Annotated in this window: 22 protein-coding genes; 16 read left to right on the top strand and 6 right to left on the bottom strand. The window is 37.1% G+C overall.

Annotated elements, in window-relative coordinates:
* Position 1: 1 nt before the first annotated feature.
* On the bottom strand, positions 2–313 hold the full coding sequence (locus BS34_RS0105875) for a hypothetical protein (protein ID WP_051640709.1): 312 nt from the start codon (positions 311–313) through the stop codon (positions 2–4).
* 545 nt (positions 314–858) lie between these two features.
* Between BS34_RS0105875 and ycaO the strand changes: the two genes are divergently transcribed.
* Entirely contained in the window at positions 859–2,577 is a 1,719-nt protein-coding gene (gene ycaO, locus BS34_RS0105870) for a 30S ribosomal protein S12 methylthiotransferase accessory factor YcaO (protein ID WP_029407603.1), read from the top strand.
* A 72-nt stretch (positions 2,578–2,649) separates the two neighbouring features.
* Here ycaO and BS34_RS0105865 read toward each other — a convergent pair whose 3' ends face one another.
* Positions 2,650–3,387 (bottom strand): DUF481 domain-containing protein, encoded by a 738-nt coding sequence (locus BS34_RS0105865; protein WP_029407602.1) that lies wholly within the window; start codon positions 3,385–3,387, stop codon positions 2,650–2,652.
* 237 nt (positions 3,388–3,624) lie between these two features.
* Between BS34_RS0105865 and BS34_RS0105860 the strand changes: the two genes are divergently transcribed.
* From BS34_RS0105860 to BS34_RS0105835, 6 genes are all read left to right on the top strand, one after another.
* Positions 3,625–4,581, top strand: coding sequence for an acetyl-CoA carboxylase carboxyltransferase subunit alpha (locus tag BS34_RS0105860; RefSeq protein WP_029407601.1), 957 nt, complete (start codon positions 3,625–3,627; stop codon positions 4,579–4,581).
* 48 nt (positions 4,582–4,629) lie between these two features.
* Positions 4,630–6,066, top strand: a complete 1,437-nt coding sequence (gene tilS / locus BS34_RS12570; RefSeq protein WP_051640708.1) for a tRNA lysidine(34) synthetase TilS — start codon at positions 4,630–4,632, stop codon at positions 6,064–6,066.
* Positions 6,067–6,248: 182 nt separating this feature from the next.
* Positions 6,249–7,877 (top strand): CTP synthase, encoded by a 1,629-nt coding sequence (locus tag BS34_RS0105850; protein WP_029407599.1) that lies wholly within the window; start codon positions 6,249–6,251, stop codon positions 7,875–7,877.
* 4 nt (positions 7,878–7,881) lie between these two features.
* A complete protein-coding gene (gene kdsA / locus BS34_RS0105845; RefSeq protein WP_029407598.1) occupies positions 7,882–8,724 on the top strand; it encodes a 3-deoxy-8-phosphooctulonate synthase in 843 nt (280 codons plus the stop codon).
* 91 nt (positions 8,725–8,815) lie between these two features.
* On the top strand, positions 8,816–10,096 hold the full coding sequence (gene eno, locus BS34_RS0105840) for a phosphopyruvate hydratase (protein WP_029407597.1): 1,281 nt from the start codon (positions 8,816–8,818) through the stop codon (positions 10,094–10,096).
* Between the two features lie 22 nt (positions 10,097–10,118).
* Positions 10,119–10,442, top strand: a complete 324-nt coding sequence (locus tag BS34_RS0105835) for an FtsB family cell division protein (protein ID WP_051640707.1) — start codon at positions 10,119–10,121, stop codon at positions 10,440–10,442.
* A gap of 17 nt (positions 10,443–10,459) precedes the next feature.
* On the opposite strand, the gene BS34_RS12565 is transcribed toward BS34_RS0105835, so the two are convergent.
* Positions 10,460–11,014: a Smr/MutS family protein gene (locus BS34_RS12565; protein ID WP_051640706.1), complete on the bottom strand. Its 555-nt coding sequence runs from the start codon at positions 11,012–11,014 to the stop codon at positions 10,460–10,462.
* A gap of 115 nt (positions 11,015–11,129) precedes the next feature.
* Here BS34_RS12565 and surE point away from each other — a divergent pair, with 115 nt between their 5' ends.
* From surE to BS34_RS0105810, 4 genes are all read left to right on the top strand, one after another.
* Positions 11,130–11,906: a 5'/3'-nucleotidase SurE gene (gene surE, locus BS34_RS0105825; protein ID WP_029407594.1), complete on the top strand. Its 777-nt coding sequence runs from the start codon at positions 11,130–11,132 to the stop codon at positions 11,904–11,906.
* A 99-nt stretch (positions 11,907–12,005) separates the two neighbouring features.
* Entirely contained in the window at positions 12,006–12,641 is a 636-nt protein-coding gene (locus BS34_RS0105820) for a protein-L-isoaspartate(D-aspartate) O-methyltransferase (RefSeq protein WP_029407593.1), read from the top strand.
* On the top strand, positions 12,638–13,225 hold the full coding sequence (locus BS34_RS0105815) for a YqaA family protein (protein WP_029407592.1): 588 nt from the start codon (positions 12,638–12,640) through the stop codon (positions 13,223–13,225). Before BS34_RS0105820 ends, BS34_RS0105815 begins: the two co-directional genes overlap by 4 nt.
* Positions 13,226–13,316: 91 nt before the next feature.
* Positions 13,317–14,222, top strand: coding sequence for a M23 family metallopeptidase (locus tag BS34_RS0105810; RefSeq protein ID WP_029407591.1), 906 nt, complete (start codon positions 13,317–13,319; stop codon positions 14,220–14,222).
* 302 nt (positions 14,223–14,524) lie between these two features.
* Here BS34_RS0105810 and BS34_RS0105805 read toward each other — a convergent pair whose 3' ends face one another.
* Positions 14,525–14,902, bottom strand: a complete 378-nt coding sequence (locus BS34_RS0105805; RefSeq protein WP_029407590.1) for an Mth938-like domain-containing protein — start codon at positions 14,900–14,902, stop codon at positions 14,525–14,527.
* Positions 14,903–15,168: 266 nt separating this feature from the next.
* Here BS34_RS0105805 and alaC point away from each other — a divergent pair, with 266 nt between their 5' ends.
* From alaC to BS34_RS0105780, 5 genes are all read left to right on the top strand, one after another.
* Positions 15,169–16,365: an alanine transaminase gene (gene alaC, locus BS34_RS0105800; protein WP_029407589.1), complete on the top strand. Its 1,197-nt coding sequence runs from the start codon at positions 15,169–15,171 to the stop codon at positions 16,363–16,365.
* Between the two features lie 61 nt (positions 16,366–16,426).
* The gene (locus BS34_RS0105795) at positions 16,427–17,737 is read left to right on the top strand and encodes a homoserine dehydrogenase (RefSeq protein WP_029407588.1); all 1,311 of its coding nucleotides are present in this window, start codon (positions 16,427–16,429) and stop codon (positions 17,735–17,737) included.
* 81 nt (positions 17,738–17,818) lie between these two features.
* Positions 17,819–18,862 (top strand): hypothetical protein, encoded by a 1,044-nt coding sequence (locus BS34_RS0105790; protein WP_233993146.1) that lies wholly within the window; start codon positions 17,819–17,821, stop codon positions 18,860–18,862.
* 464 nt (positions 18,863–19,326) lie between these two features.
* On the top strand, positions 19,327–20,802 hold the full coding sequence (thrC, locus tag BS34_RS0105785; protein WP_029407586.1) for a threonine synthase: 1,476 nt from the start codon (positions 19,327–19,329) through the stop codon (positions 20,800–20,802).
* Positions 20,803–20,927: 125 nt separating this feature from the next.
* Positions 20,928–21,764: an MBL fold metallo-hydrolase gene (locus tag BS34_RS0105780; RefSeq protein ID WP_029407585.1), complete on the top strand. Its 837-nt coding sequence runs from the start codon at positions 20,928–20,930 to the stop codon at positions 21,762–21,764.
* 102 nt (positions 21,765–21,866) lie between these two features.
* On the opposite strand, the gene BS34_RS0105775 is transcribed toward BS34_RS0105780, so the two are convergent.
* A complete protein-coding gene (locus BS34_RS0105775) occupies positions 21,867–22,727 on the bottom strand; it encodes a damage-control phosphatase ARMT1 family protein (RefSeq protein WP_029407584.1) in 861 nt (286 codons plus the stop codon).
* Positions 22,728–22,920: 193 nt separating this feature from the next.
* Positions 22,921–24,681 (bottom strand): single-stranded-DNA-specific exonuclease RecJ, encoded by a 1,761-nt coding sequence (locus BS34_RS0105770; protein ID WP_029407583.1) that lies wholly within the window; start codon positions 24,679–24,681, stop codon positions 22,921–22,923.
* Between the last annotated feature and the right edge of the window lies 1 nt (position 24,682).

Here is a 24,682-nt window from a genome sequence, read left to right as displayed (position 1 = left end):
ATCATTCTTTTGGATGATGGTAGTAAGTGTCATTTAGATAGTCTGCAATTTGCTCAACTTCATCTTCAAACAATCCAGTATTTAAGTTGGAGTTACAAAAGGCAACCGTTTTAACTAGTTTTGGATAAGATGTTGTCTTTTGAGGGTCGTAGGGTTTTGCCGCATGACATTTCATACAGTTTACTGAATCATGCAGCTCTTTACCTGGGTGAGGGGCATTGGCAAAACTAGTTGATGAAAATAAACCCAATGTTAAGCTTGAAATAAGGATTAGATTGGTTGAGTGGTTTGATACTGTTTTAAGTGGTTTCATGATTGTAGCCCTAATTAATATTATTAGAGACCTTTGCACGAGATAGGTGCGAAAGAAAAATGAGGAAAAATTTGCCTGATTGCGGCGGAAAAAGCAGGGAATAGCTAGCTATTCGCAAGTTTTCCAACAAAAATCGGGTGAATTTTAACCATTTTTACTCGCGCATACTCTCGTGGAAAGGTCTCTATTAGTATTGATAGCTTTACATGAGGTGATTACATCGATAAACGTGATTAAAAAACTGTTGAAAAAAATACCAATAATCATCTATTAGCTATGATTTTCGCCTCAATCAGATAATTTTTACCACAATTTTTCTTTGTAGCCACTTGTGCACAGCTCTCATTGAAAAAAAATTGTAACCAAATTCTATTTTAATGATTATTTAATCGATAGCGATTGAATATATGGATGCTATTCCAAAATTTTTTAATGCAAGAAATTATGAGTTAACTGTATTATTTAGGTTTTCTTAAAGTTATGTTTTTCTTAAAAAATTAGAAAAATCTATAAACCGAATATTATTTAAATAAAGTTGAAAAGAAATGAGTGAGTTAACCTACATTAAAGGTAAAGATGCCTGTTTAGAGGATTCAATTGCAAAAATGCAGGCGACCCTAAAAAAAATGGATTTTGAAATTGAGGAGGCTTCTTGGTTAAACCCCGTAAATAATGTCTTTTCACTTCATATCAATGATAAGCGTTGCCCAGGATTATTTACCAACGGCAAAGGAACAAGCCGAAAATCTACACTGGCAAGTGCTTTGGGAGAGTTTTTAGAGCGTCTATCAACTAACTATTTCTTTTCCGATTATTGGTTGGATGTCGAAGAAAATCACCAGGCCTGGTTATATTATCCTGATGAAAAACATTTTGATGAAAACGATATTGAGACGTGTTTAACGCCTGAATTATGGGGCTTTTATAATGATACGGATGAGTTGGGTTTTAATGAATTGCTAAGCTTTAATGATTCAGATGAGAAAGTTAAGGCGATTCCGTTAAAAAATAACTCAACAAAAGAAGTAGTTTACTTTCCAATGAATCTATTGAGTAATCTTTATGCGAGTAATGGTTTATCAGCAGGAAATACCGCTTTAGAAGCGCAGGTTCAAGGCTTGTCAGAAATTTTTGAGCGTTGGGTTAAAAACAAGATTTTGCGGGAGAACCTTTGCTTGCCTGAAATTCCCAATGAAGTGGTTGAAGCATTTCCTGCTATTGTTGAAGCCGTTGAGGCGTTAAAGAAAGCGGGCATAGAAGTCTCAATGCGAGACGCTTCTCTGGGTGGTCAATTTCCTGTTATTAATGTCACGCTATTTGAACAGAAAACAGGGACTTGTTTTGCTTCATTTGGATCTCATCCAATATTTGAAGTCGCTCTAGAACGAACCTTAACAGAGTCACTTCAAGGCCGTCATCTTGATAACCTTGATGGTTTTCAATTACCTGTGTTTGATGCTTATGCGGTAGCCGAGGATGAAAATATTGAGAACCATTTTATAGATTCTAGCGGTCTTATCCATGTTAATTTTTTATCTCAAAACTACGACTTTGAATTTGTGAACTGGGATTTTTCTGGAGACACTCAATCTCAGTGGGATAGTTTGTGTGAATTAGTTATGCAGCAAGAAACTCAAGTTTTTGTCGCAAATTATAATCATTGTGGCTTTGAGGCTTGCAGAATCGTTGTTCCAGGAATGTCTGAGATTTACCCAACTGAAGAGATGATAGAGAGTAATCAGAATGTTGGCCGTTTATTGAGAGAAGCACTTCTTGAGCTTCCTAATTCTAAAAATTATTTAGGTTTAGTCGGCCTTATAGATGATTTAGGGTTTAGTGATCATCAAGGTGTTGCCTCGCTTATTGGTTTAATGCCTGATCCAGGGTCTTTTTGGGCAGAACTAAAAATTGTTGAGTTAAGATTCTGGGCTTTGCTTGCTGCCGAAGATATTGAAGGGGCGTTTGATGCGATTCAGGATGCGATTTATTTTGTAAATCCAAATAGTAAATGGATGCTTCAATATCAGGCATTAAAGTTTTGTTTAGAAATGATGGTTGAAAACTGTGTTGATAGACAGGCTAGCGAGCTTTTGTTTGGGCTTGAATTAAGTGACCAGGCCTGGTTATATCTAAATGGGAATGTTGTGTTTGATGGCCAAGATTTAGGTTTAGATATATTTAATAACAGTCTAAGACATCAGGCGTTATTGGATATTTATGAAAAGGCAAATCAAATAAAAGCTCTTAGTGTTCCCATATCATAATAGAGAATAAAATTGCTAATTAATAGAGCGTGTTATGTTGAAATAACTCGCTCTTTTTTATTAATGCAAATCTTAAAAGTCGTAAATTAAGGTTAATACTGTTTGAGTATCTGTCTTTTTAGTCCCGGCGGCAGGGCTATCGTTATGACGGTATTTATAAGCGGCTTTTAGGTTCATTTTTTCAGCCACTTTTATTTTAAATCCGGTATTACTCTCTAATTTAGTTTGTTCTTCGCCAGTCGTTACGGAGAGATCTTGTGCAAAAGCGACCTGTTCGTTGATTTTATGGGTTAAGTTAAGCTTAGCGATACCGACTGTCTGTGAATCCGAGTCTACACCTTGAGTAACATAGTCAGTGTTTTGATAACCGACACTCATTTCTCCGTTTAGATTGGTCTGTTCAGTTTTATAAAGTGTTTTACCTAAACCTAGCGAGTATGTGCTATCTAGCTCAATGTCCGAAAACTTGTCTTTTTCAAATCGAGCACTCACAAGGCTGTAATAAGATTTATCAGCTGTGTAATAGCGATTACCTTGAATATTAATAATGTAGCGTTCTTGAGTTTGTGTACCATCTTCTGATTTATAGTTGGCTTCAAGTTCTGACTTAATGCTGTAATTTTTTTGGCTGTAGATTAATTTTAAAGCGCCATATAAAGAGGTATTAACGGTGTTACCCGTACTATCACTAAATCCGAGTTCACCAGACCCTGTAAGTGGTTTGGTGGATGAATCACTGGCAGAAAAGGCATTAATAGATAAAAGTGATAAGGCAATAGCGGAAATGGTTTTTGATGTTTGAATAAGCATGGAAATTCCTAATTTTATCAGCGTGTTTTCACGATTTAAATGAGTGTTTGTTTTTGAAGTGGTGGATTTTAAAGGGAAAATAGATAAATACAAGAGATGTAGATAAACTAAGTGATTAATAGAAGTTAATTAATTAGAGGGTATAGTCTAAATTTTTTTAGCAAATTACCCATTAAAAATGCATTTTTGTTAAAATATCAAAATTAATAGACCCTCTAGAAGACGGATAAAAATAATATGAAACTTGATTTTTTAGATTTTGAACAGCCAATCGCCGAATTAGAAGCCAAAATTGATGAGCTTCGTCATTTGGATAATGCAGATATGAATTTGTTACAAGAGATTTCGGCATTAGAAGAGAAAAGCAAAAATTTAACGGAATCAATTTTTAAAAAGTTAACAGATGTACAGATAGCAAAAGTTTCTCGCCATCCTCAACGTCCTTATGCATTGGATTATATCGATTCTGTTTTTACAGACTTTAAAGAGCTTCATGGAGATCGCGCCTTTGCTGATGATGAGGCTATTGTAGCTGGTATTGCTCGTCTGGAAGGGCAGCCTGTTATGGTAATCTCACAAGAAAAAGGTCGAGATACAAAAGAAAAAATTCGTCGTAATTTTGGTATGCCTCGTCCAGAAGGCTATAGAAAAGCTTTACGCTTAATGAAAATGGCTGAGCGTTTTAATATTCCTGTGGTTACTTTTATTGATACTCCTGGTGCTTATCCTGGTATTAATGCAGAAGAACGTGGTCAAAGTGAAGCGATAGCAAGAAATTTAATTGAGATGTCAGAGCTTAAAACGCCAATTATTTGCACAGTAATTGGTGAGGGTGGTTCTGGTGGTGCCTTAGCAATAGGTGTTGGAGATATCACTATGATGATGGAATACAGTACATATTCAGTAATCTCACCAGAAGGTTGTGCATCTATTCTTTGGAAAAATGCGGCTAATGCCTCTGATGCTGCAGAAGCTTTAGGGATTACAGCGACTCGTTTAAAATCTTTAGGTTTGGTGGATGATATTATTCCTGAACCGCTTGGTGGGGCTCATCGTGATTATGACGTTTCAGCAAACAATGTAAAACAGGCCTTGATTGCACAGCTTAATGAATTGAAAGCTAAGCCTGTTGATGAGTTAGTTGCCGCTAGATATGATCGTTATATGGGTTATGGAAATTTTGAATCGGCTTAATTTCCTATGTTCTCAATATGTTAAACACTTCTTAATATAGAGGTGTTTATGAATTATTTAGTTAGCCGATCTTCACAAGAAAATTCTATTCAAAAAGCTATCAATTCCTATTTGCACTCTATCACTCCAACGACAAACCTATTTGTGGGTTTTAGTGGAGGCCTTGATTCTAGTGTTTTGCTTCATGCTTTAACAACAGAGCTTAAGACTCTAAATTTATCTCTCCCTCTTCATGCAATTTATATCAATCATGGTATACAGGACGAATCTAGCCTTTGGGCAGAGCATTGCCGTAACGTCTGTGAATCTTTAAACATTAACTTTATCGCTCTGAGTATTGATTTAGGTAGCTTTAATCGTCAAGGTTTAGAATCTAAGGCGCGTCAGTTACGTTATAAAGCATTTGAAAAAGTTATGGATGATTATGGTGTTTTAGAGGCTTGCTTAATTACCGGACATCATCAGCGAGATCAAGCTGAAACCTTACTGCTGAACTTGTTTAGAGGGAGTGGAATTGGCGGTTTGTCAGCGATGCCTAGTGATAAAGCCAAAAAATTTACCAAGTCTGATGGTCAATTGATTAACTATACTCATAGTAGGCCTCTTTTAAATGTGCCCTATAGCGAGCTTCAAACGTATGCTAGTCAATATAACTTGAGTTTTGTAGAAGATAAAAGTAATCAAGATGATCACTATAGGCGAAATTATATTCGGTTAAATGTCTTACCTGGATTGAAGGATGTATGGCCAAAAGTTCAAGCTAATATTGCTAATACCGCTTCAAATGTTCAAGAAGCATCAATTTTATTAGACCGTTTAGCTCAAGATGCATTGCAAAAAATGAATTTCACCCCATCTTTTATTGAGCTCGTTGATTTTGAAATGTTTGATTGGATCGAGCAAAAAAATATCATACGGTTTTGGTTCAAAGTTTATTGGCCGAATACCGTGTTAAATAGAGCTCATTATGATTGGATTTTAGATGCTTTTGATAATTATGCGATGAGTAAAAATTCAGATTATCGTTATCAATTGAAGTTGGGTGAGTTAAGGTTTTATCAATCTAGATTGTATTATTTACCTAAACAAGCAGAGCCTTTTGAAATTGAATTTATATTGGGTTCAAATGAAATAAATTTAGATGGTTGTGAATCAAATGATTTTTTTGATGACAGTAAGGGTTTTTACTTTTTTAACAATAGGATAACTCCTGGAGTTAAAGTTAAATTACGTTCTGTCTCGGCTTGCGATGAGATAAATAGAAAAAAGTTAAAAGCCTTTTTTCAGAAAAATAAAATCCCGTCTTGGGAGAGAAAAGTCTGGCCTGTTATGGAGTTTTCGGATAAATCTATAGCTGTTTTAGGTTGTAATAAGTGTCAAGCTACTCCTGTTTTAATGGATAATTCTCAGAATTTTCGCGGAGAGAATAACACATTTTATTTAAATTATTGTCAGCGATTAAGCTTGATGAAACTATTGAAATAATCGTTATTAATCTCATTAGATTTAAATAGCAGTATTATTTCAATGCTTAGTTAAATTTAAGTTGTTCAAAGTTGTTTAAAACTGAATTAATACATTGCTGAAAGTAGTGCTATAAGCTATAATTTTCTTCCATTCTGATTACCCTCATTCGTAATTTCAAAACTTCTAAAAAGTGTGTGTTGATGACTAAATTTATATTTGTAACAGGTGGTGTAGTTTCTTCTTTAGGAAAGGGCATTGCAGCAGCATCTTTGGGTGCATTGTTAGAAGCTCGTGGCCTAAAGGTTAGTATGCTTAAAATGGATCCATATATTAATGTGGATCCAGGAACAATGAGCCCACTTCAACATGGTGAGGTTTTTGTAACCGATGATGGTGCGGAAACCGATTTAGACTTGGGTCACTACGAACGTTTTGTTCAACGCCATTTTACACGCCGTAATAGTTTTTCTACGGGTCAAGTTTATGAAACGGTTATTCGTAATGAAAGACGCGGTGATTACCTCGGAGGAACGGTTCAGGTTATTCCCCATGTTACTGATGAAATTATGCGTCGCATTTTAGGGGCTGCAGAGGGTTATGATGTGGCTTTGGTTGAGGTTGGTGGAACGGTTGGTGATATTGAATCTTTACCGTTTTTAGAAGCTATTCGACAACTTAGTATTGAAGTAGGCCGTGATCGTGCTCTATTTATGCATCTAACCTTATTGCCTTATATTGCGGTTGCGGGTGAAGTTAAAACAAAGCCAACACAACACTCGGTTAAAGAGTTACGTTCTATTGGTATTCAACCGGATGTTCTTATTTGTCGATCTGAAATGGCGCTTGAAGAGAGTGAAAAACGTAAAATAGCGCTATTTACCAATGTGGAAGAGAAAGCGGTTATTAATTCTTTAGACGCGGATACTATTTATGCCGTTCCACGTATGCTGCATGAACAAGGTCTTGATGGCTTAGTGGTAAACAAGCTTAATATCGATGCAAAATCTATCAATCTTGCTGATTGGGATGAAGTGGTAAAAGCTCAGTTAAATCCAAGTAAAACCGTAGAAATTGCCATGGTTGGTAAGTATGTAGATTTAACTGAAGCATATAAGTCGTTGATTGAGTCACTTATTCATGCCGGTATTCATACTGATACGCATGTTAATATCGATTATATTGATTCTGAGACATTAGAAACGAATGGTATTGAAGCACTTAAGGGTAAAGATGCCATTTTAGTTCCCGGTGGTTTTGGTGAACGTGGTGTGGAAGGCAAGATTTTGGCAATTCAATATGCTCGTGAAAACAAGATTCCTTACTTAGGCATTTGTTTAGGAATGCAAATGGCTGTCGTTGAATATGCACGAAATGTAGCCGGTTTAAAAGACGCGCATAGTAAAGAGCTAAATCCAAATACACCGCATCCTGTAGTGGCATTGATAACTGAATGGACCGACGAAAACGGCCAAGTTGTGGAACGTACTGAAGATGCAGATTTAGGTGGAACTATGCGTTTAGGCGGCCAGAATTGTTTGCTTGATAAAACGTCAAAACTTCACGAAGTTTATGGTGCTGATATTATCCGTGAACGTCATAGACATCGTTATGAAGTGAATGATGGCTATGTTCCTAAGCTTGAAGCGGCCGGATTAATAATTTCTGGTCGTTCGGAAGATGGCAGTTTAGTAGAAACTGTTGAGATTGCAGATCACCCTTGGTTTGTTGCTTGTCAGTTCCATCCTGAATTTACTTCTACACCAAGAAATGGTCACCCGTTATTTACGGCATTTGTAAAAGCGGCTAATACATATAAATCAAAAGGTTAATTAAATGAAATTATGCGGATTTGATGTTGGTATAGACCAACCATTCTTTTTAATTGCGGGACCTTGTGTTATTGAGTCAGAACAGTTGGCTATTGATTCAGCAGGCCAGTTAAAAGAAATGACTGAAAATTTAGGTATTCCTTTTATTTATAAGTCTTCGTATGACAAAGCAAACCGCTCATCTACAAAAAGCTTTAGAGGCTTGGGGGTAGAAGAAGGTCTAAGAATTTTACAAAAAGTGAAAGACGAAATTGGCGTGCCCGTGTTAACTGATGTACATGAAGACACTCCTTTGAATGAAGTCGCTTCGGTAGTTGATGTGATGCAAACGCCAGCTTTCTTAGTGCGCCAAACAAACTTTATCCAAAATGTTTGCCGTCAAGGTATTCCCGTTAATATTAAAAAAGGTCAATTTCAAGCGCCTTGGGACATGGATCAAGTTGTGGCTAAAGCCCATGAAGTAGGTAATGAACAAATTATGGTTTGCGATCGTGGTACTTCTTTTGGTTATAACACCTTGGTCTCAGATATGAGAGGCTTAGCCTCTATGCGTTCAACGGGGTGTCCCGTTGTTTTTGATGCAACGCACTCAGTTCAACAGCCGGGTGGACAAGGTACAACATCAGGCGGGCAAAGAGAGATGGTTCCTGTTTTGGCTCGTTCTGCAATTGCGGCAGGTGTCTCAGGGGTATTTATGGAAACTCATCCTGATCCAAAAAATGCATTAAGTGATGGTCCAAATATGTGGCCTATTGGTAATCTTCAGCCTTTATTGGAGACACTAAAAATGCTGGATGATACGGTAAAAAAACAAGGGTTTATTGAAAGTAGCTTATTAAGTGAATAGAAGCTCGTTTTAGTTTGTCATTGAGTTGTAATAAATACTCGATAAAATAACCCCATCAAATAAATTTAAAAAAGAAGTAGGAAGTTAAAGAATGTCATTAATTAAAGATATTAAAGCCCGTCAAGTCATTGATTCTCGTGGAAACCCAACGGTTGAAGCGGATGTTATTCTAGATGATGGCTCAATGGGTCGTGGTATTTCACCTTCTGGAGCGTCAACAGGCTCTCGTGAAGCAATTGAGTTACGTGATGGCGATAAATCTAAATTTGGTGGCAAAGGTGTATTAACAGCAGTTAATAATATCAATACTGAAATAAAAGCCGCTTTAATTGGTAAAGATGCAACCGATCAATCTGCGATTGATGGCATTTTGATTGAACTTGACGGAACTCACAATAAAGCGCGTTTAGGTGCTAATGCGATTCTTGCAGTATCAATTGCCACTGCTCAAGCCGCTGCTAAGTCTAAAAACTTGCCTTTATATGCTTACCTAAAAACAGATACTTATAAAATGCCAGTTCCAATGATGAATATCATTAACGGTGGTGAGCATGCAGATAACTCTGTAGATTTCCAAGAATTTATGATTATGCCTGTTGGTGCGCCAACGATGTCGGAAGCAATTCGTTACGGTGCGGAAGTGTTCCATGCACTTAAGAAAGTATTGCATGACAAAGGCTATAACACTTCGGTAGGTGATGAAGGTGGATTCGCTCCTGACCTTAAATCTAATGAAGAAGCCATAACGGTAATTTTAGAAGCTATTGAAATTGCTGGCTATAAAGCTGGTGAAGATATTATGATAGCTATGGATGCTGCTTCATCTGAATTATATGAAGATGGTATGTATAACTTAGGTTCAGAAAATAAAAAATTAACCTCAAAAGAGATTGTTGATCTTTTATCTACTTGGGTTGATAAGTATCCAATTATCTCAATAGAAGATGGTTTAGATGAATCTGATTGGGATGGTTTTAAATACCAAACTGAAAAAGATGGCCACCGTTTGCAAGTTGTTGGTGACGACCTATTTGTTACTAATCCTAAAATCTTTGCAGAAGGGATTGAAAAGGGCATTGGTAACTCAATCCTAATTAAAATTAACCAAATTGGTACTCTAACAGAAACGTTTGAAGCTATCGCGATGGCTAAAAAAGCGGGTTATACGGCTATCGTTTCTCACCGTTCTGGTGAAACTGAAGATACGGTTATTGCTGATATTGCTGTTGCAACCGGTTGTGGTCAAATTAAAACAGGATCATTATCTCGTACGGATCGTATTGCTAAATACAACCAATTGATTCGTATTGAAGAAGCATTGGGTGATGAAGCTGTTTACCCTGGTAAAGAAACATTTTACAACTTAAAGTAATGACAGAGATTAGGTCTGCAATGTGAAAAAGATTTATATTGCATTAGCTATTCTTATTGTTGTTTTGCAAGCTCGCTTATTGTCCTCCGATGGAGGGCTCGGCGAGCTTTTTGTTTTGCAGGACCAGCTAAATACCTTAGAAAAGTCTTTAGAGGAACAACGTTTAGAAAATGTAAAGTTAGCTAAAGAGGTTAAGTCATTGCAAACCAATCCAGCGGCAATTGAAACATTGGCTAGACAAAATTTAGGAATGGTTAAGGAAGATGAAGTTTTTGTTCAAGTTATTGAGCTAAAAACGCCTGAAGTTGAAGAAGAGCAAGATATTAAAGTGAATAGCGCTAAATGATTTATCAGTTAACTCATTTAATGGGCTTTTAAAAATAGGTTAACAGCACCGGTTCCACCATCTTTTTCTGGGGTGCTTGCAAAGGCAATAATGACTTTAATCTGTCGAAGAAGTTGATTAACTAAATTTTTTAAAATGGGGTATTCATCTTCTGAATTGTAGCCTTTACCATGAATTATACGAATAAAACGGTATTTTTCATGATAACAATGGCTTACAAATTCAATGATTTGTTGTTCGGCAGTATCCTGTGTAAAACCATGAAGATCAAGTACCGCTTGAATACTAAATTCGCCTTTTTTGAGTTTAGACAACTCTTGAAGGCGAATCCCTTTTTGGTGATAAAGAATGCTTTCAAAAGCACTGACTTTAGAGGTAGAAAAGTCTTTTTCAGTTTCTAACGTTGTTTGTTTTTTTTGTTCAAGATTCGCTTTACGCTTTACACGTTTTAATACACTTTTTTGAGCCGCATTAATTGCTTTAGGATTGTAACTCTCATTTTTTTTAGTGGTATTTAAAGGCTTAACATCCTTCATAGCCTCAAGAAATATAGATTTATCTTCTACTGACATAATGGTAACTATATAATCCGTGTATTAATTTGTTCTTAATATTTTGTTCTAAACAAGGTGCTAAGAGCTTTATTTTTATGTTGGTTTATTTTAAATGCTTTAAGGGTTAAAGATAATGAAAATATTACTCTCTAATGATGACGGTTATTTTGCACTAGGAATTCAAGCAGCATTTAAATGTTTACGTCAAAATATTGAGTTCTCGCGTTTGGATATTATGGCTCCCGAACGCAATCGTAGTGCCGCTAGTAACTCATTAACCTTACTTGAACCTCTTCGTATGAATCTTCATACCAGTTTAAGTAATGACCCGCTTTGTCATGTCTATAGTGTGAATGGCACACCAACTGACTGTGTGCACCTGGGTATGAATGGCGGGTTAGATTATCAACCTGATATTGTGGTTTCTGGTATAAATGCTGGTGCGAATATGGGGGATGATGTACTTTATTCAGGTACGGTTGCAGCAGCGACAGAAGGCCGTTTTTTAGGAAAACCTTCTATTGCTATTTCGCTTTGTGGAGATCAGCATTTTGAGACGGCTGCGCATGTCTTGTTAACATTTTTTAATGATTTACCATCTCTCATGCTTGCTCAAGATACTATTATTAATATTAATGTTCCTGATATTCCTTTATCAGAATTAAAAGGAATAAAAATTACCCGTTTAGGGCGTCGTCATATTTCTGAGCCTGTTGTAAAACAATCAGACCCTAGGGGCCTGCCAATTTACTGGATTGGACCTGCTGGAGAAGCCGCCGAAGCGGGGGATGGAACTGATTTTTATGCGGTTGAGCAAGGCTATGCTTCCATTACGCCCTTAAAAATCGATTTAAGTCATTATGAAATGATGGAAACGCTACAAAACTGGGAAAAACAAGTCGTCTTATAGCGCATTTGCTTTTTAAGAAAACTCGATAAAAATATAATTAAATGAAACTAGTTTATGCAATACCCTAATGCTGCTTTTGAGATATATCAAGGCCTTGGTATGACTTCTCAAAGAACTCGTAGCCGTCTTGTAGATCGCCTTATTGAAAAAGGTATCAATGATTCAAAGGTTCTTGAAGCAATGCGTCTTGTACCTAGGCACCTATTTTTAGATGAAGCAATGGCTTCACGTTCTTATGAAGACACGGCTTTACCGATTGGTTATGGTCAAACCATCTCTCAGCCTTGGGTGGTTGCCAAAATGACAGAATGGTTGTTTGCATCTTCTTTTCCAATTAAAAACGTTTTAGAAATAGGTACCGGTTCAGGCTATCAAACCGCTATTTTGTCATTATTAGCCGATAAAATTTACAGTGTTGAGCGTATTCAACCTTTGTCTGAACGTGCTATGGGCGTTTTAAATAAACTTGAACTCGATAATGTTGAATTCTCCTTAAGTGATGGGCACTGGGGTTGGCCAAATAAAGCGCCTTTTGATGCAATTATTTCTGCAGCCTCACCTGCCGAACTTCCTCAAGAGTTAATCAAGCAGCTTAAAGTAGGAGGGCGTTTAGTCATGCCTATAGGCGAAATAGAACAAAGACTTTACGGCTTTGAAAAAACAATAAACGGTATAACGGAAATCTGTTTAGGTGAAGTTATGTTTGTGCCAATGAAGCAAGGAATTGAATCTTGAAAATTTTTACAACTTTATATGATAAAGCATTGCAATGGTCTAAGCACCCTAAGGCGCCAATTTACTTAGGTGGATTAAGTTTTGCTGAATCGTCTTTTTTTCCGATTCCTCCTGATGTCATGTTAATGCCGATGAGCTTGGCTCAGCCTAATAAGGCCTTTTATTATGCTTGGTTAACAACCATATTCTCAATGTTAGGAGGGTTGTTAGGTTATGTGATTGGTTATTGGGCAATGGATTTATTGCAACCTCTAATAGAAGATTTAGGTTATCAAGGCAAATTGGCACAAATCAATAATTGGTTTAATGAATATGGAGTGTGGATTGTTTTTATTGCCGGCTTTAGTCCTATTCCTTATAAGTTATTTACTATTTCTGCTGGGGCTAGTGGAATGGCTTTATTACCGTTTATGGTCGCTTCATTTATTGGTCGTGGAGCAAGATTTTTTTTGGTCGCCAGTCTAATGCGTTGGGGTGGTAAAAAAATGGAAGAAAGTGTTAGAAAATGGGTTGACTGGATCGGTTGGGGCTTAGTAGTATTGATTATAGTGTATATTGGTTATAAAACACTTTACTCGCAATAATGATTATCAAATCATTGTGACTTTGATTCCTTAATTGTGCAAATAACTTTTATTTCACCACATAAATTTTTAAATAAAGAACTTCAAATCTATGACGCGTATTAAACAATCAGTTCTAAAGGTAATGACTTTATTAACGACAAGTTTGGTCATTGTCTCTTGTTCTTCTCCTACCAAATATCAATCTAGGCATGCAGATGAAGTAAAGCCTATTGTTGATACAAATAAAAAAGTGCATACATGTCATTCACCATATCGTGTCGTTGCTGGTGATACATTAAGTGGTATTGCTGTAAAGTGTGATTCGAGTATTGCGGCTATCGCTAATGAAAACCACCTATTGCCTCCTTATATTATTTATATTAATCAAGATTTAATTCTGCCGATAGAAGATGTAACCTCTTCAAAAAAGAAAACTTCCTCGGTTAAAGAAGCTTCTAAAAACAAGCAAGATACTAAAAAACAAGAAATTAAACATTTAGAAAAGCAAAAACTTAAAAAGACTCAAACTAAACTAGTTAAAAATAATCAGCCTAAAAGTAGCAAAATATCGGCAAAAAAAGAAACGACAGCTAAGGCAATTTCGCGTAATCAGTCAATAAATACCCACAAAAGTTCAAAGAAAAGTAAAGCTTGGGTTTGGCCGATGCATAAAGGTCTTGCCTATCGTTACATCAGAGATCATGCCGGATTATCTGTTTTAGAGATATACGGGGTTCCCGGGCAAAAGGTAAGAGCCGTAGCACCAGGAAAGGTCGTTTATGCGGGGAATGGTATTATTAATTATGGTTGGATGTTAGTTATTAAACACAACAATGGTTATATGTCTATTTATGCGCATAACAGTGCTCTATTAGTTAAAGAGGGCGATGATGTTGATTCTGGGCAAGAGGTTGCTCTAATGGGAGCGACGGGGAATACAAAACGACCTAAGCTTTATGTAGAAGCTCGTTATCAAGGCCGTAAAGTAGATATCAAAAAAGTGTTAAAACAATAGTTATTGAGACCTTTGCACCCAAGGGCATAAACACGAGATAGGTGCGAAAGAAAAATAGGCGTGAGTACCCCTTGAGGGTAAAAAATTTACCTTATTGCTGCGGAAAATGCAGGGAATAGCTAGCTATTCGCAAGTTGTCGCCCATCGGAAGTGCCCTTGGGGTACAACAAAAATAAGGTGAATTTTTACCCTCAAAGGGCACCTAGAACCATTTTTACTCGTACATACTCTCTTGCAAAGGTCTCAGTTATTCAGCGTTCAATGGTTAAAACTTAAATAAAAGTAACCAGGCCTGGTTACTTTTATTTAACATCTATGATTAATGCTAACAAAATATCTCTATCTTCAGTTGTTAACACATTGTAGGTTCTGCACGCCGCATCATTAGCCATCACTTCTAACCCAACACCTTGAGATGCACAGTATGCAAAAAGTTTTGGTTCAGGAAACTCTTGAGTATCGCCGGTTCCAAGAATAATGACTTCTGGTTTTTCAGCTAATAATTCATCAATAAGTTCGGTGCTAAGTTCGCTTATATTTGAACATTTCCATTGGTCATTGTAGCTTTTTTTCGTGATAAAACAGCTTTGACTAAACTCCATATTATTTACTTTTACCAGGCCTGGTTGATAACTTTTTACAGCTAATACATTTGAGTCACGATGTTCAGTAAATTTCATAATTAATTCTCAGAGTTAATAGGTAAGTCAGTTAGTCATTATAGTAAATTGTATTGTTAATGTAGCAGTATAATTCCCTAAAAAGCGTGATTTAAGCGTTATTTTCAATTGACGAAAATTTATGATGCTGTATCATTATTCCTTTATTTATTTTCTCTCTCAGAAACGTAAAGCCAAGCACGATTTGGTTTATTAATTCGTGTGATTTTGGCATAAAAATCAACAGTTTCCGAACCTGAGATCCCCGTGATAGAAGGTGTACTTTCGTGTCAGACGATTTTCAAAGAATAAACAGACTTCCTCCCTATGTTTTTAATATTGTTGGTGAACTTAAAGCTGAAGCCAGACGCAAAGGTGAGGATATTATTGATTTTGGAATGGGAAATCCAGACCAAGATACACCGAAACATATCGTTGATAAGTTAATTGAGGTTGTTCAAAGAGAAGGTACGCACCGTTATTCTGTCTCGCAGGGTATCCCTCGTCTTCGTAAAGCAATTTGTAATTGGTATAAAACTAAGTTTGATGTTGCGTTAGATTATGAAACTGAAGCGGTGGTTACGATTGGTTCAAAAGAAGGTCTAGCACACTTAGCGTTAGCAACGGTAGATAAAGGTGATACGGTTCTTGTGCCTAATCCAGCTTACCCAATTCATCCTTATGGGTTTGTTATTGCGGGTGCTGATATTCGTCACGTTAAAATGACTCCTGATACTTGTTTCTTTGACGAATTAGAAAAAGCGATAAAAGACTCATGGCCAAAACCAAAGATGTTGGTTTTAAATTTTCCAGGAAACCCAACTACCCAAACGGTAGATTTAGAGTTCTTTGAGAAGGTAGTGGCAATTGCTAAAGAGCATAATATCTGGGTTATTCATGACTTAGCTTATGCGGATATTGTTTTTGATGGTTATCAAGCACCGTCTATTTTGCAGGTTGAAGGAGCAAAAGATATTGCTGTTGAGTTCTATACGCTTTCTAAAAGCTATAATATGCCTGGCTGGCGTGTTGGCTTTATGGTTGGAAACCCTACATTAGTTAATGCATTAAAGCGCATGAAATCATATTTAGATTACGGTACCTTTACGCCTATTCAAGTGGCAGCTATTGCTGCTTTAGAAGGGCCACAAGAGTGCGTTCAAGAAATTTCAGATATGTATAAACTTCGTCGAGACGTTTTATGTCAGGGGTTAAATGCTATTGGATGGAATGTTGAGCCACCTAAAGCCACAATGTTTGTTTGGGCTCCGATTCCTGAAGAATACAAAGCAATGGGGTCAATTGAATTTTCTAAAAAATTACTATCAGAAGCCAAGGTAGCCGTTTCACCTGGAATTGGATTCGGTGATTATGGTGATGACCATGTACGCTTTGGTTTAATTGAGAATGAACACAGAACACGTCAAGCCATTCGTGGAATTCGCGATATGTTCCGTAAAGATGGTTTAATCAAACAAGACTAAAAATACACTGAGAACTTTGTCGTTAGAGTGACTTAAATAATCGCAACAATAGGAAAAAAGAATGAAAACAATCAAAATCGGGCTATTAGGATTAGGAACTGTAGGTGGCGGAACGGTTGATATTCTGCAAAACACTTTGCCTGAAATCCAACGTCGTCTTGGTCAGTCGATTGAAGTTGCGATTATTGCCGTTAGAGATTTAAATCGTCCTCGCAATGTTGATACAGCTGGCATTACGTTAACCGATCAAACTTTTGATGTTGTTAATCACCCTGATGTTGATATCGTTGTTGAATTAATGGGTGGAACAGGCCTTGCCAAAGAATTTTTAGAAACGGCGATTAAGAATGGTAAGCACATTGTTACCGCTAACAAAGCTTTAATTGCAGAACATGGTAATGAACTCTTTGCGCTAGCTAAAGAGAATAATGTGATTGTTAATTATGAAGCAGCTGTCGCTGGCGGTATTCCTGTTATTAAAGCAATGCGTGAAGGTCTAGCCGCTAATAAAATTGAGTGGGTTGCCGGAATTATTAATGGTACAGGCAATTATATTCTTACCGAGATGAAAAAGCCGGGCGCTGACTTTGCTAAGGTCTTAAAAGTTGCTCAAGAACTCGGTTATGCAGAAGCTGATCCTACTTTTGATGTAGAAGGGATTGATGCCGCTCATAAATTAACCATTCTTGCTTCAATTGCTTTTGGTATTGAGCTTCAATTTAATAAAGTTTATACCGAAGGAATCAGTAGAGTGACTGCTGATGATATTCGTTTTGCCCAGCAGTTAGGTTATGAAATTAAACACTTAGGGGTTGCAAGTCGAGCTGAGAGTGGTTATTCATTAAGAGTTCATCCAACTTTAGTTCCAAGTGATGTGTTAATTGCTAATGTAAATGGTGTTATGAACGCTGTGATGGCTAAAGGTGATCACGTGGGGCCAACTATGTATTATGGCTCTGGAGCAGGAGCTGGGCCTACAGCAAGTTCAGTGGTAGCAGATATTATTGATATTATTCGTTGGAAAGACCAACCTGCCGCAGATCAAGTCCCTGCATTAGGGTTTGCTGCTGACGAGCTTGAATCAGCTCCTGTTGTTTCAATTGATGAAATTTCAACGAGTTATTACATTCGTTGCTTGGTAAAAGATCAAAAAGGCGTTCTGGCTACTGTATCAGCCGTGTTTGCTGAATCTGATATTAGTATGGAAAATATTCATCAAGAACCTTGTGATAATAATACTGATGATGCAACCTTAGTGATTATTACCAACCAAGTGAAAGAGATTCGTATTAATGAAGCCCTAGAATCTCTAGCTAAATTAGAGGCGATTGATGCTGATATTATGCGTATACGTATTGAGACGCTAAGCTAATCAAGTCATGTTTTTGCTTTAGCTTCATAGTTGATTTTCTCAAAGTCGGGCATGCCCGACTTTTTTATAGGAGTTTTTAATTTGTCACACGCCGTTACATTATGGATTCCAGATTTACTTAATCATTTAAGAGTAAAAGAGGCTCAGTCAGCTTTAAAAGTATTATCTCTACCAGGTTTACAAACGTTACTAGCTAAGGCGGATAGATTTGCCGTTAAACCGCAAAATTTTTACGAGCAAGCGAGTTTTTTGTTTCACCAACCTAGTTGTCTTTCAATTGCGGCAACCAAAGCTGGCGTTGAAATAAAGGATTATGATGAATCACTATTTTGGTTAAGTGTTGACCCTGTGCAGATGGTTCCTGATAGAGATACATTAGTGCTTATACCTGGAAATACCTTGCAAATTACGGATGATGAATCAAAATCGTTAATTACCGCGTTTAATGAACATTTTGCAGAAGATAAAGTGGAGTTAATTTGGGCAACGGCAACTCGCTGGTACCTTTCGATAAAACAACCGGTTGATATTCAAACAACCTATATAGAAAAACTTGCTTATCAGTCAGTGAATGAACACTATCCAAAGGGCAATGCCTCTCAGTATTGGCGTCAATTAATTAATGAAACGCAAATGCTATTCTATACTCATCCTATTAATGAAAAACGCCGTGAAAAAGGATGGCCTGAAATTAACAGTGTATGGATATGGGGAGAGGGTAAAATCGATTCTAGTCAGGTTTTACGCAGAACTGATGCCGCTATTTATTCTCAAAATGTCTATTTGTCAGGAATGGCTAAGCAAACAGGTTCATTGTCATTTTCAGAACCTGCAAACTACCAGGCCTGGTTAAAGCAAATTCAGTCGAATAATGATTTAAAAATAAACAAGCATTTCATTAGCTTAAATAGTACTTCTGACGACTTAGATTCATTACAGTTAGAGGATTGGATTACGCTTTTGAAGCAGTTAGAAGTGGATTGGTTTGCTCCATTATTAAACGCAGTCAAGTCAGGTAATATTGATTCTTTACTGTTAGATTTAGGACAAACTTATCGTAGTCACATTAAGCCTTCTAATCTCAAACGATTTTGGCGTCTAAAAAAATCGCTTAGTCAGGTTTAGTCTGTTTGCACGAAGTATTAAATCTCTTTTTAGAGCTAAGCAAAAGAGACACAATCAACTAAAATTGGGTATATGTTTTTATGATTGATCAAATAAATCTTTTAACCACGAAGACACGAAAGCATGAAGATTTCTAATATTTAATACCAGCTTAAATTTAACGAATAACCAAACTAAACGTAATAAATTAATGGGTTTTAAACTTTACAAATGCAGAGCTTATAGGTATGACTTAAGTTTGTTAGACTATGATTTTCTAATAGTTTTTATTTATTTTTTTATCTTCGTGCCTCTGTGTCTTCATGGTTAATTTTTACAATACTGGATAATCAACCACAAAATATGGATACCCCTAAAATTTAGCGCATATTTCTGTATAATTCTCGCTAATTAAATTAACGAGATTTTTTTACTTTTGTCAGTGACAGGTGAAATAGTCTCAAAATCAAATAAATAGGTTTGTTATGAATTTTATTGAAACACGTGGTAATGATGGTCAAAGACCTGCTTCAATCACTTTTGCCCAGGCTATCTTAAGCCCAATGTCCTCATTTGGTGGTATTTACTCACCAGAGAGTCTTCCCATTTTTGACGAAGTTTTCATTAAATCTCATATTGATTCAGATTACAAAACGGTCGCTAAATCAATCTTATCGCTTTTTGAAGTCGATATTGATGAGGCAATTATTGATAAAGCCTTAAGCCTGTATGATCATTTTGATGACCCAAAACAACCGGTTCCTTTGGTTAAAGTCTACGATGATTTATATGTTAGTGAATTATTTCATGGGCCAACACGCGCTTTTAAAGATATGGCCTTACAACCTTTTGGTTCGGTTTTATCCGCTATTGCAGAACAACGTAATGAAAAATATCTCATTTTAGCGGCAACGAGTGGAGACACGGGGCCAGCGGCTTTAGATACATTTAAAGATCAAACAAATGTACAAGTAGCTTGTTTATATCCAGACGGTGGAACTTCGGATGTACAACGTTTACAGATGGTGACCGAAGATGCCAAAAATTTAAAAGTTATTGGTATTCACGGTGATTTTGATGATGCGCAGTCAGCACTCAAAATGTTGTTAACCTCACCGGCCTTTGAAGCTTCTTTAAAAGAGCACAATATATCTTTGTCAGCTGCAAATTCGGTGAACTTTGGGCGTATCATCTTTCAAACTATTTACCATGTCTACAGCTATTTAGATTTAGTCCGCCAAGAAGCCATTGCTTTAGGAGATAAGGTTTATTTAAATGTTCCTAGTGGAAACTTTGGTAACGCTTTAGGGGGTTATTACGCTTATAAAATGGGCTTACCAGTTAAGCAAATTCACATCGCTTCCAATAATAATAATGTATTAACTAAATTTATTAACACGGGTGAATACGACTTACGTGATGCTTCTGTTATTCCCACCATTGCACCCGCTATGGATATTTTAAAGTCTTCCAATATTGAACGTATTTTGTTTGATTTGTTTGGTGCAGAGCGAACTAAAGAGTTAATGCTAAAATTGGATAGTGATAAATTTTATAAATTAACTCCAGAAGAGTTAGCTCAAGTTCAGTCCATTTTTGCGGCCGATTTTTGTACTGATGAAGAAGGCTTAGACTATATCAAACAGGCATTTTCTGTAGGGTATTTAATGTGTCCACATACAGCAACCTGTTTTAAGGCTTACGACACTTGTCGTAAAGATAAAACCATTAAAACAATTGCTTATGCAACGGCTGAGTGGACAAAATTTTCACCGGTTATTTCTTACGCATTAACCGGTAAAACAGTGGAAAAAGACATTGATGCTTTACAGATGATTGCTGATAATGCGAATGTGGCAATGCCTGCTCAAATTGCAGGGCTGTTTGATAAACCTATAGCACAACCAATAGTAATCAATAAAGTAGATATTGAAAAAGAAATTCTTAATTTTTTAGCTTAGTGATGATCTGAATGACGAGCGACACAATATTAGGTACCAGGTATTAATGGCGTTTGGTTGTGGGGCGAGGGCAAGCTTAATCAGTCAAACATTCTGCAACATCAAACTGCTATAAGGCGTCTATTATGTCTATAAAAATTACCTGCCTCGTCGAAAACTCAGTGGCTTTAAGTTCCCGTTATTGGGGAGAGCATGGTATGTCTGTGTTAATTGAAGAAGACAGTAATGTCACACTGTTTGATACGGGTCAATCTGGCGATGTGTTGTTACACAACATGCAAGAGCTAAGTATTGACCCAAACCGTATTACCAATATTGTGTTAAGTCACGGACATTACGACCATACAGGCGGGTTAAAGTCGCTTATAGAGTTAATCGGCCCTAGACCTATATATGGTCATCCTGATATTTTCAATCAACGTTTTAGTGAACGTCCTGATGGGTCACTAAAACCAGTTGATATGCCGTTTTCTAAAGAGTCTTTGGTTAATGTCACATGGCACCTTGAATCTGAAGTCATCCAAGTTACAGATGCAGTTTACACAACAGGAGAAATCCCAAGATTAGAGCTTTTGGAAAATGAAGGGGATGAGCGTTTAAAAGTCTGTACATCACCAAGTTGTAGTGCTCTGGTAAAAGACCCGCTTAAGGATGATATGAGTCTAGTTGTTAAAACTTCAAAAGGCTTGGTTGTATTATTAGGGTGTTGCCATGCTGGTGTAATAAATACCTTAAACCAAATTGAAATGAAATTTCCAAATGACGAAATATACGCAATGATGGGGGGAACCCATTTGGCTAAAGCATCTGAACCAAGGTTAATGGCAACTGAAGAAAGAGTGAAAAAAATGCCAAAAATTGGCTTTTCACACTGTACAGGTCTGCCAGTTTCTGCACGATTTTTAACCCGTTTTCCTCAACAGGCATTTGTCTTTCAGGTTGGGTCAGTACTTGAATTCTAATACTGCTAAATGATTTAAAAATTGACCTATATGAGTTTAACGTGAATTTAAAATGAATTTAAAGCGCTTGCTATCAAGCGTTTTAAAAACAAGACTCTCCAGCTAACCCTTTGGTCCCTTGACGATTAAGTCAAACTCTTGGACCCCTAACTCATTGGCTATAACATTACATTTTGCTTGTAGCAAAAAGAACAACGGTGCGTCAACCTCACTCAAGCTTTCAAAGTTCCCTTGCCCTTTAGCGATAATTAATTCAGCGTGTTTAAAACGTGTTACGAAATCACTTGAACAATCATCAAGTAGTGTGCCTGGTGCATCTGATCCATTATCAATGATTTCGGAACATACCTTATCTAAGCCAGCTTCAGTTGCCTCTAGGTATGTAACGTCATTAATAGTTGCAGAGCCTCTAACGACATAGGTGACAGGAAGTTGGTAGTGCTTAACCAAGGTTTCAATCAAAAGTCGATCAAAGACAGTTTCCCCACTGTTATCACCTAAATAGAGCAACGATTTAATGGTTTTTAATCGAGTTTTCAGGTTTTCTATATCGTTCACAGCCAATGGTTTAGTCATAACACGATGAATACTGTCTTCGAGGTCATAGTGGTCTGAGATACCAAAATCAATAATATTACCAGCGATACTTAACCTTATTGCGAGGTCAATCGGATCAATCGCCTCATCAATTTGGATGCGTAATCGATCATACAAATTTAAGGCATTTTGAGTACTGGTTATTTTGACCGCTCGGTATGGATCGTTATGACCAGACTCAGCACGAACGATTCGATGTATGAGTTGGGCGATGACGGGTGGGCTAGTACCTTCAGGTAGCTCAGAAAGTGACTCCATAACCGATTTTAGTATCGATTGTTGAGCAGATTCACTTAGGTTTGCGAAACGAGAAGCTTGAAGTGCTTGCCTCATAAGGCAAGGGTAGCAATCTAAATAGGTTTTCATAATATTTCCAGAAATATGGCGACAATCATGCCGAAAAAAGCTTACCGAGAATTATTGAAGCTTAATTAAAGCTCTAGGATTCTATTGCATAACTATTCTTATTTAAAGAATCTAAATAGTTAGTAATTTTATCAATAAGCATAAAGGTCAAGTATGAAGATAGAATGTTATTTGCGGTACTTATGACAAATGCTTAAGCTTGCTGCAACGACTGCAACTGAAGCTGTAGGCTTGTACGTCCGCCAAAATGGTTTATGCTTGGTTTATAGACACCTTGCACCCAGTCCCCAGGACTGAATAGGGTTGGGTCATCTTGATGCTGTTTGGCATTGAAGTAGATAGCTTGAATGATTTTACCGCTTTGAGTACGTAATTTACATGAAAGGTGGGTTTTGGTTTGACCAACTTCTCTTAATTGTACAATCGTAAAATTTCCTGAAAACAAAGGTTTAGGCCATTCTCTACCATAGGGTTCTAAGGCATTAACCTCTTCAATTAATTGCGGTGTTAATAGCCAGTCATCTAATTCGCCATCGGTTTCAATAATAGGAATAGGAGCAGAATCACCTAATTGCTTTTTAATCGCTTGTTCAAATAAATCACTAAATTCATCATAAAACGCAATAGGAATCATGCAGCCAGCAGCGCCTTTGTGTCCTCCCATGGAGATAAAGAGATCGGTTTTTTGTTCAGACATCCATTGAAACGCTTCACGTAAATCTATGTTTGGCACAATTCCACGTGCGCTACCGGCTAAATTTCCATCTTCAAGGTCTGTCATTGCCACAGTAGGCACGCCATATTGTTCGCCTATACGTGATGCGATAATACCTTGAATTCCTGCATTACCGTCCATTTTTAAGGTCATTGAGTAGGTTGTATCTGTATATCGTTCTTTGGCTTGTTGGTGAGCTTGCTTTAGCATCACTTCTTGTTGTGATCTACGATTTTGATTGTCAGCATCGAGTTGATCTAAATAATTCATAGCTTGATGAACATTTGAAGCTGTTAGAAATTTATACGCTGTGGTTACGTCACTGACACGACTAGCGGCATTAATTCTGGTGGCAACCTGAAAGCCTAAAAACTCAGCGTCAAAAGGTAAACCTTGGTTATCATTTAACTGACGTAATGCCTGCCAAGCAGGTGATTGAAACAGATTAATTAATTGTAAACCGGCATGCACAATCGCTCGGTTGTTAGGGCTTTTTAGGCTTACGCTGTCTGCGACTGTGCCTAAGGCTACGTTAAGTGCTAGGTATTTTAAAGATGGGCTTTCTTTGTCTAGTAATCCTTGTTGAATTAAGGTTTGTCTTACCTGAGTCATCACTAAGAAAATAACAAAGCATCCCGCGACGGTTTTGTCGTATTCGCAACCGGTTTGTTGAGGGTTAACGGTACAAATTGCACTTTTAGGAACACCTGCTATTGGAATTTGATGGTGATCTGTGACACAAACAGAAATTCCATGAGCTTTGAGTTGAGCAATTCTCTCTTCATCACTTGAGCCCTGGTCAGCAGAAATAACCAAATCGACGGGCTGCTTAATTGAGAGAATACGTTTAACAACATCATCAGTAATTCCGTAGCCTGTTTTTCGGTCGCCAATCACATGAACAATGCGAGACTGTGGTAAACCAAAATATTCACATAGTGCGGTAGTAGCAACCCATGCTGAGGTAACGCCATCGGTATCATAATCCGTAGCCAGGACTATGACACCATTGCCTTTTATGGCATTAACAATAATCTCTGAAGCTTGCTCAATATTTTTTAAAGCAGAAGGGTGCTGGATGTGTTTTAATTTTGGAAAAATAATTTCTTCAAGTTGCTCAGTTTCATCCGTTCTATTGGCAACTAATCGGGCTTGAAAGTCACTTAAACCCAATTTTTTGGCAGCATTAAAGGTATTTTGCGAAGGGGTTCTGTGAACAATTTTAGGCTGTTTTATCATA

Source organism: Thiomicrorhabdus sp. Milos-T2 (assembly GCF_000702325.1).
In the GTDB taxonomy this organism is placed as follows: domain Bacteria; phylum Pseudomonadota; class Gammaproteobacteria; order Thiomicrospirales; family Thiomicrospiraceae; genus Thiomicrorhabdus.
The sequence above is the reverse complement of the archived record's forward strand: the minus strand, read 5'-3'. Positions and strand labels throughout refer to the sequence as shown.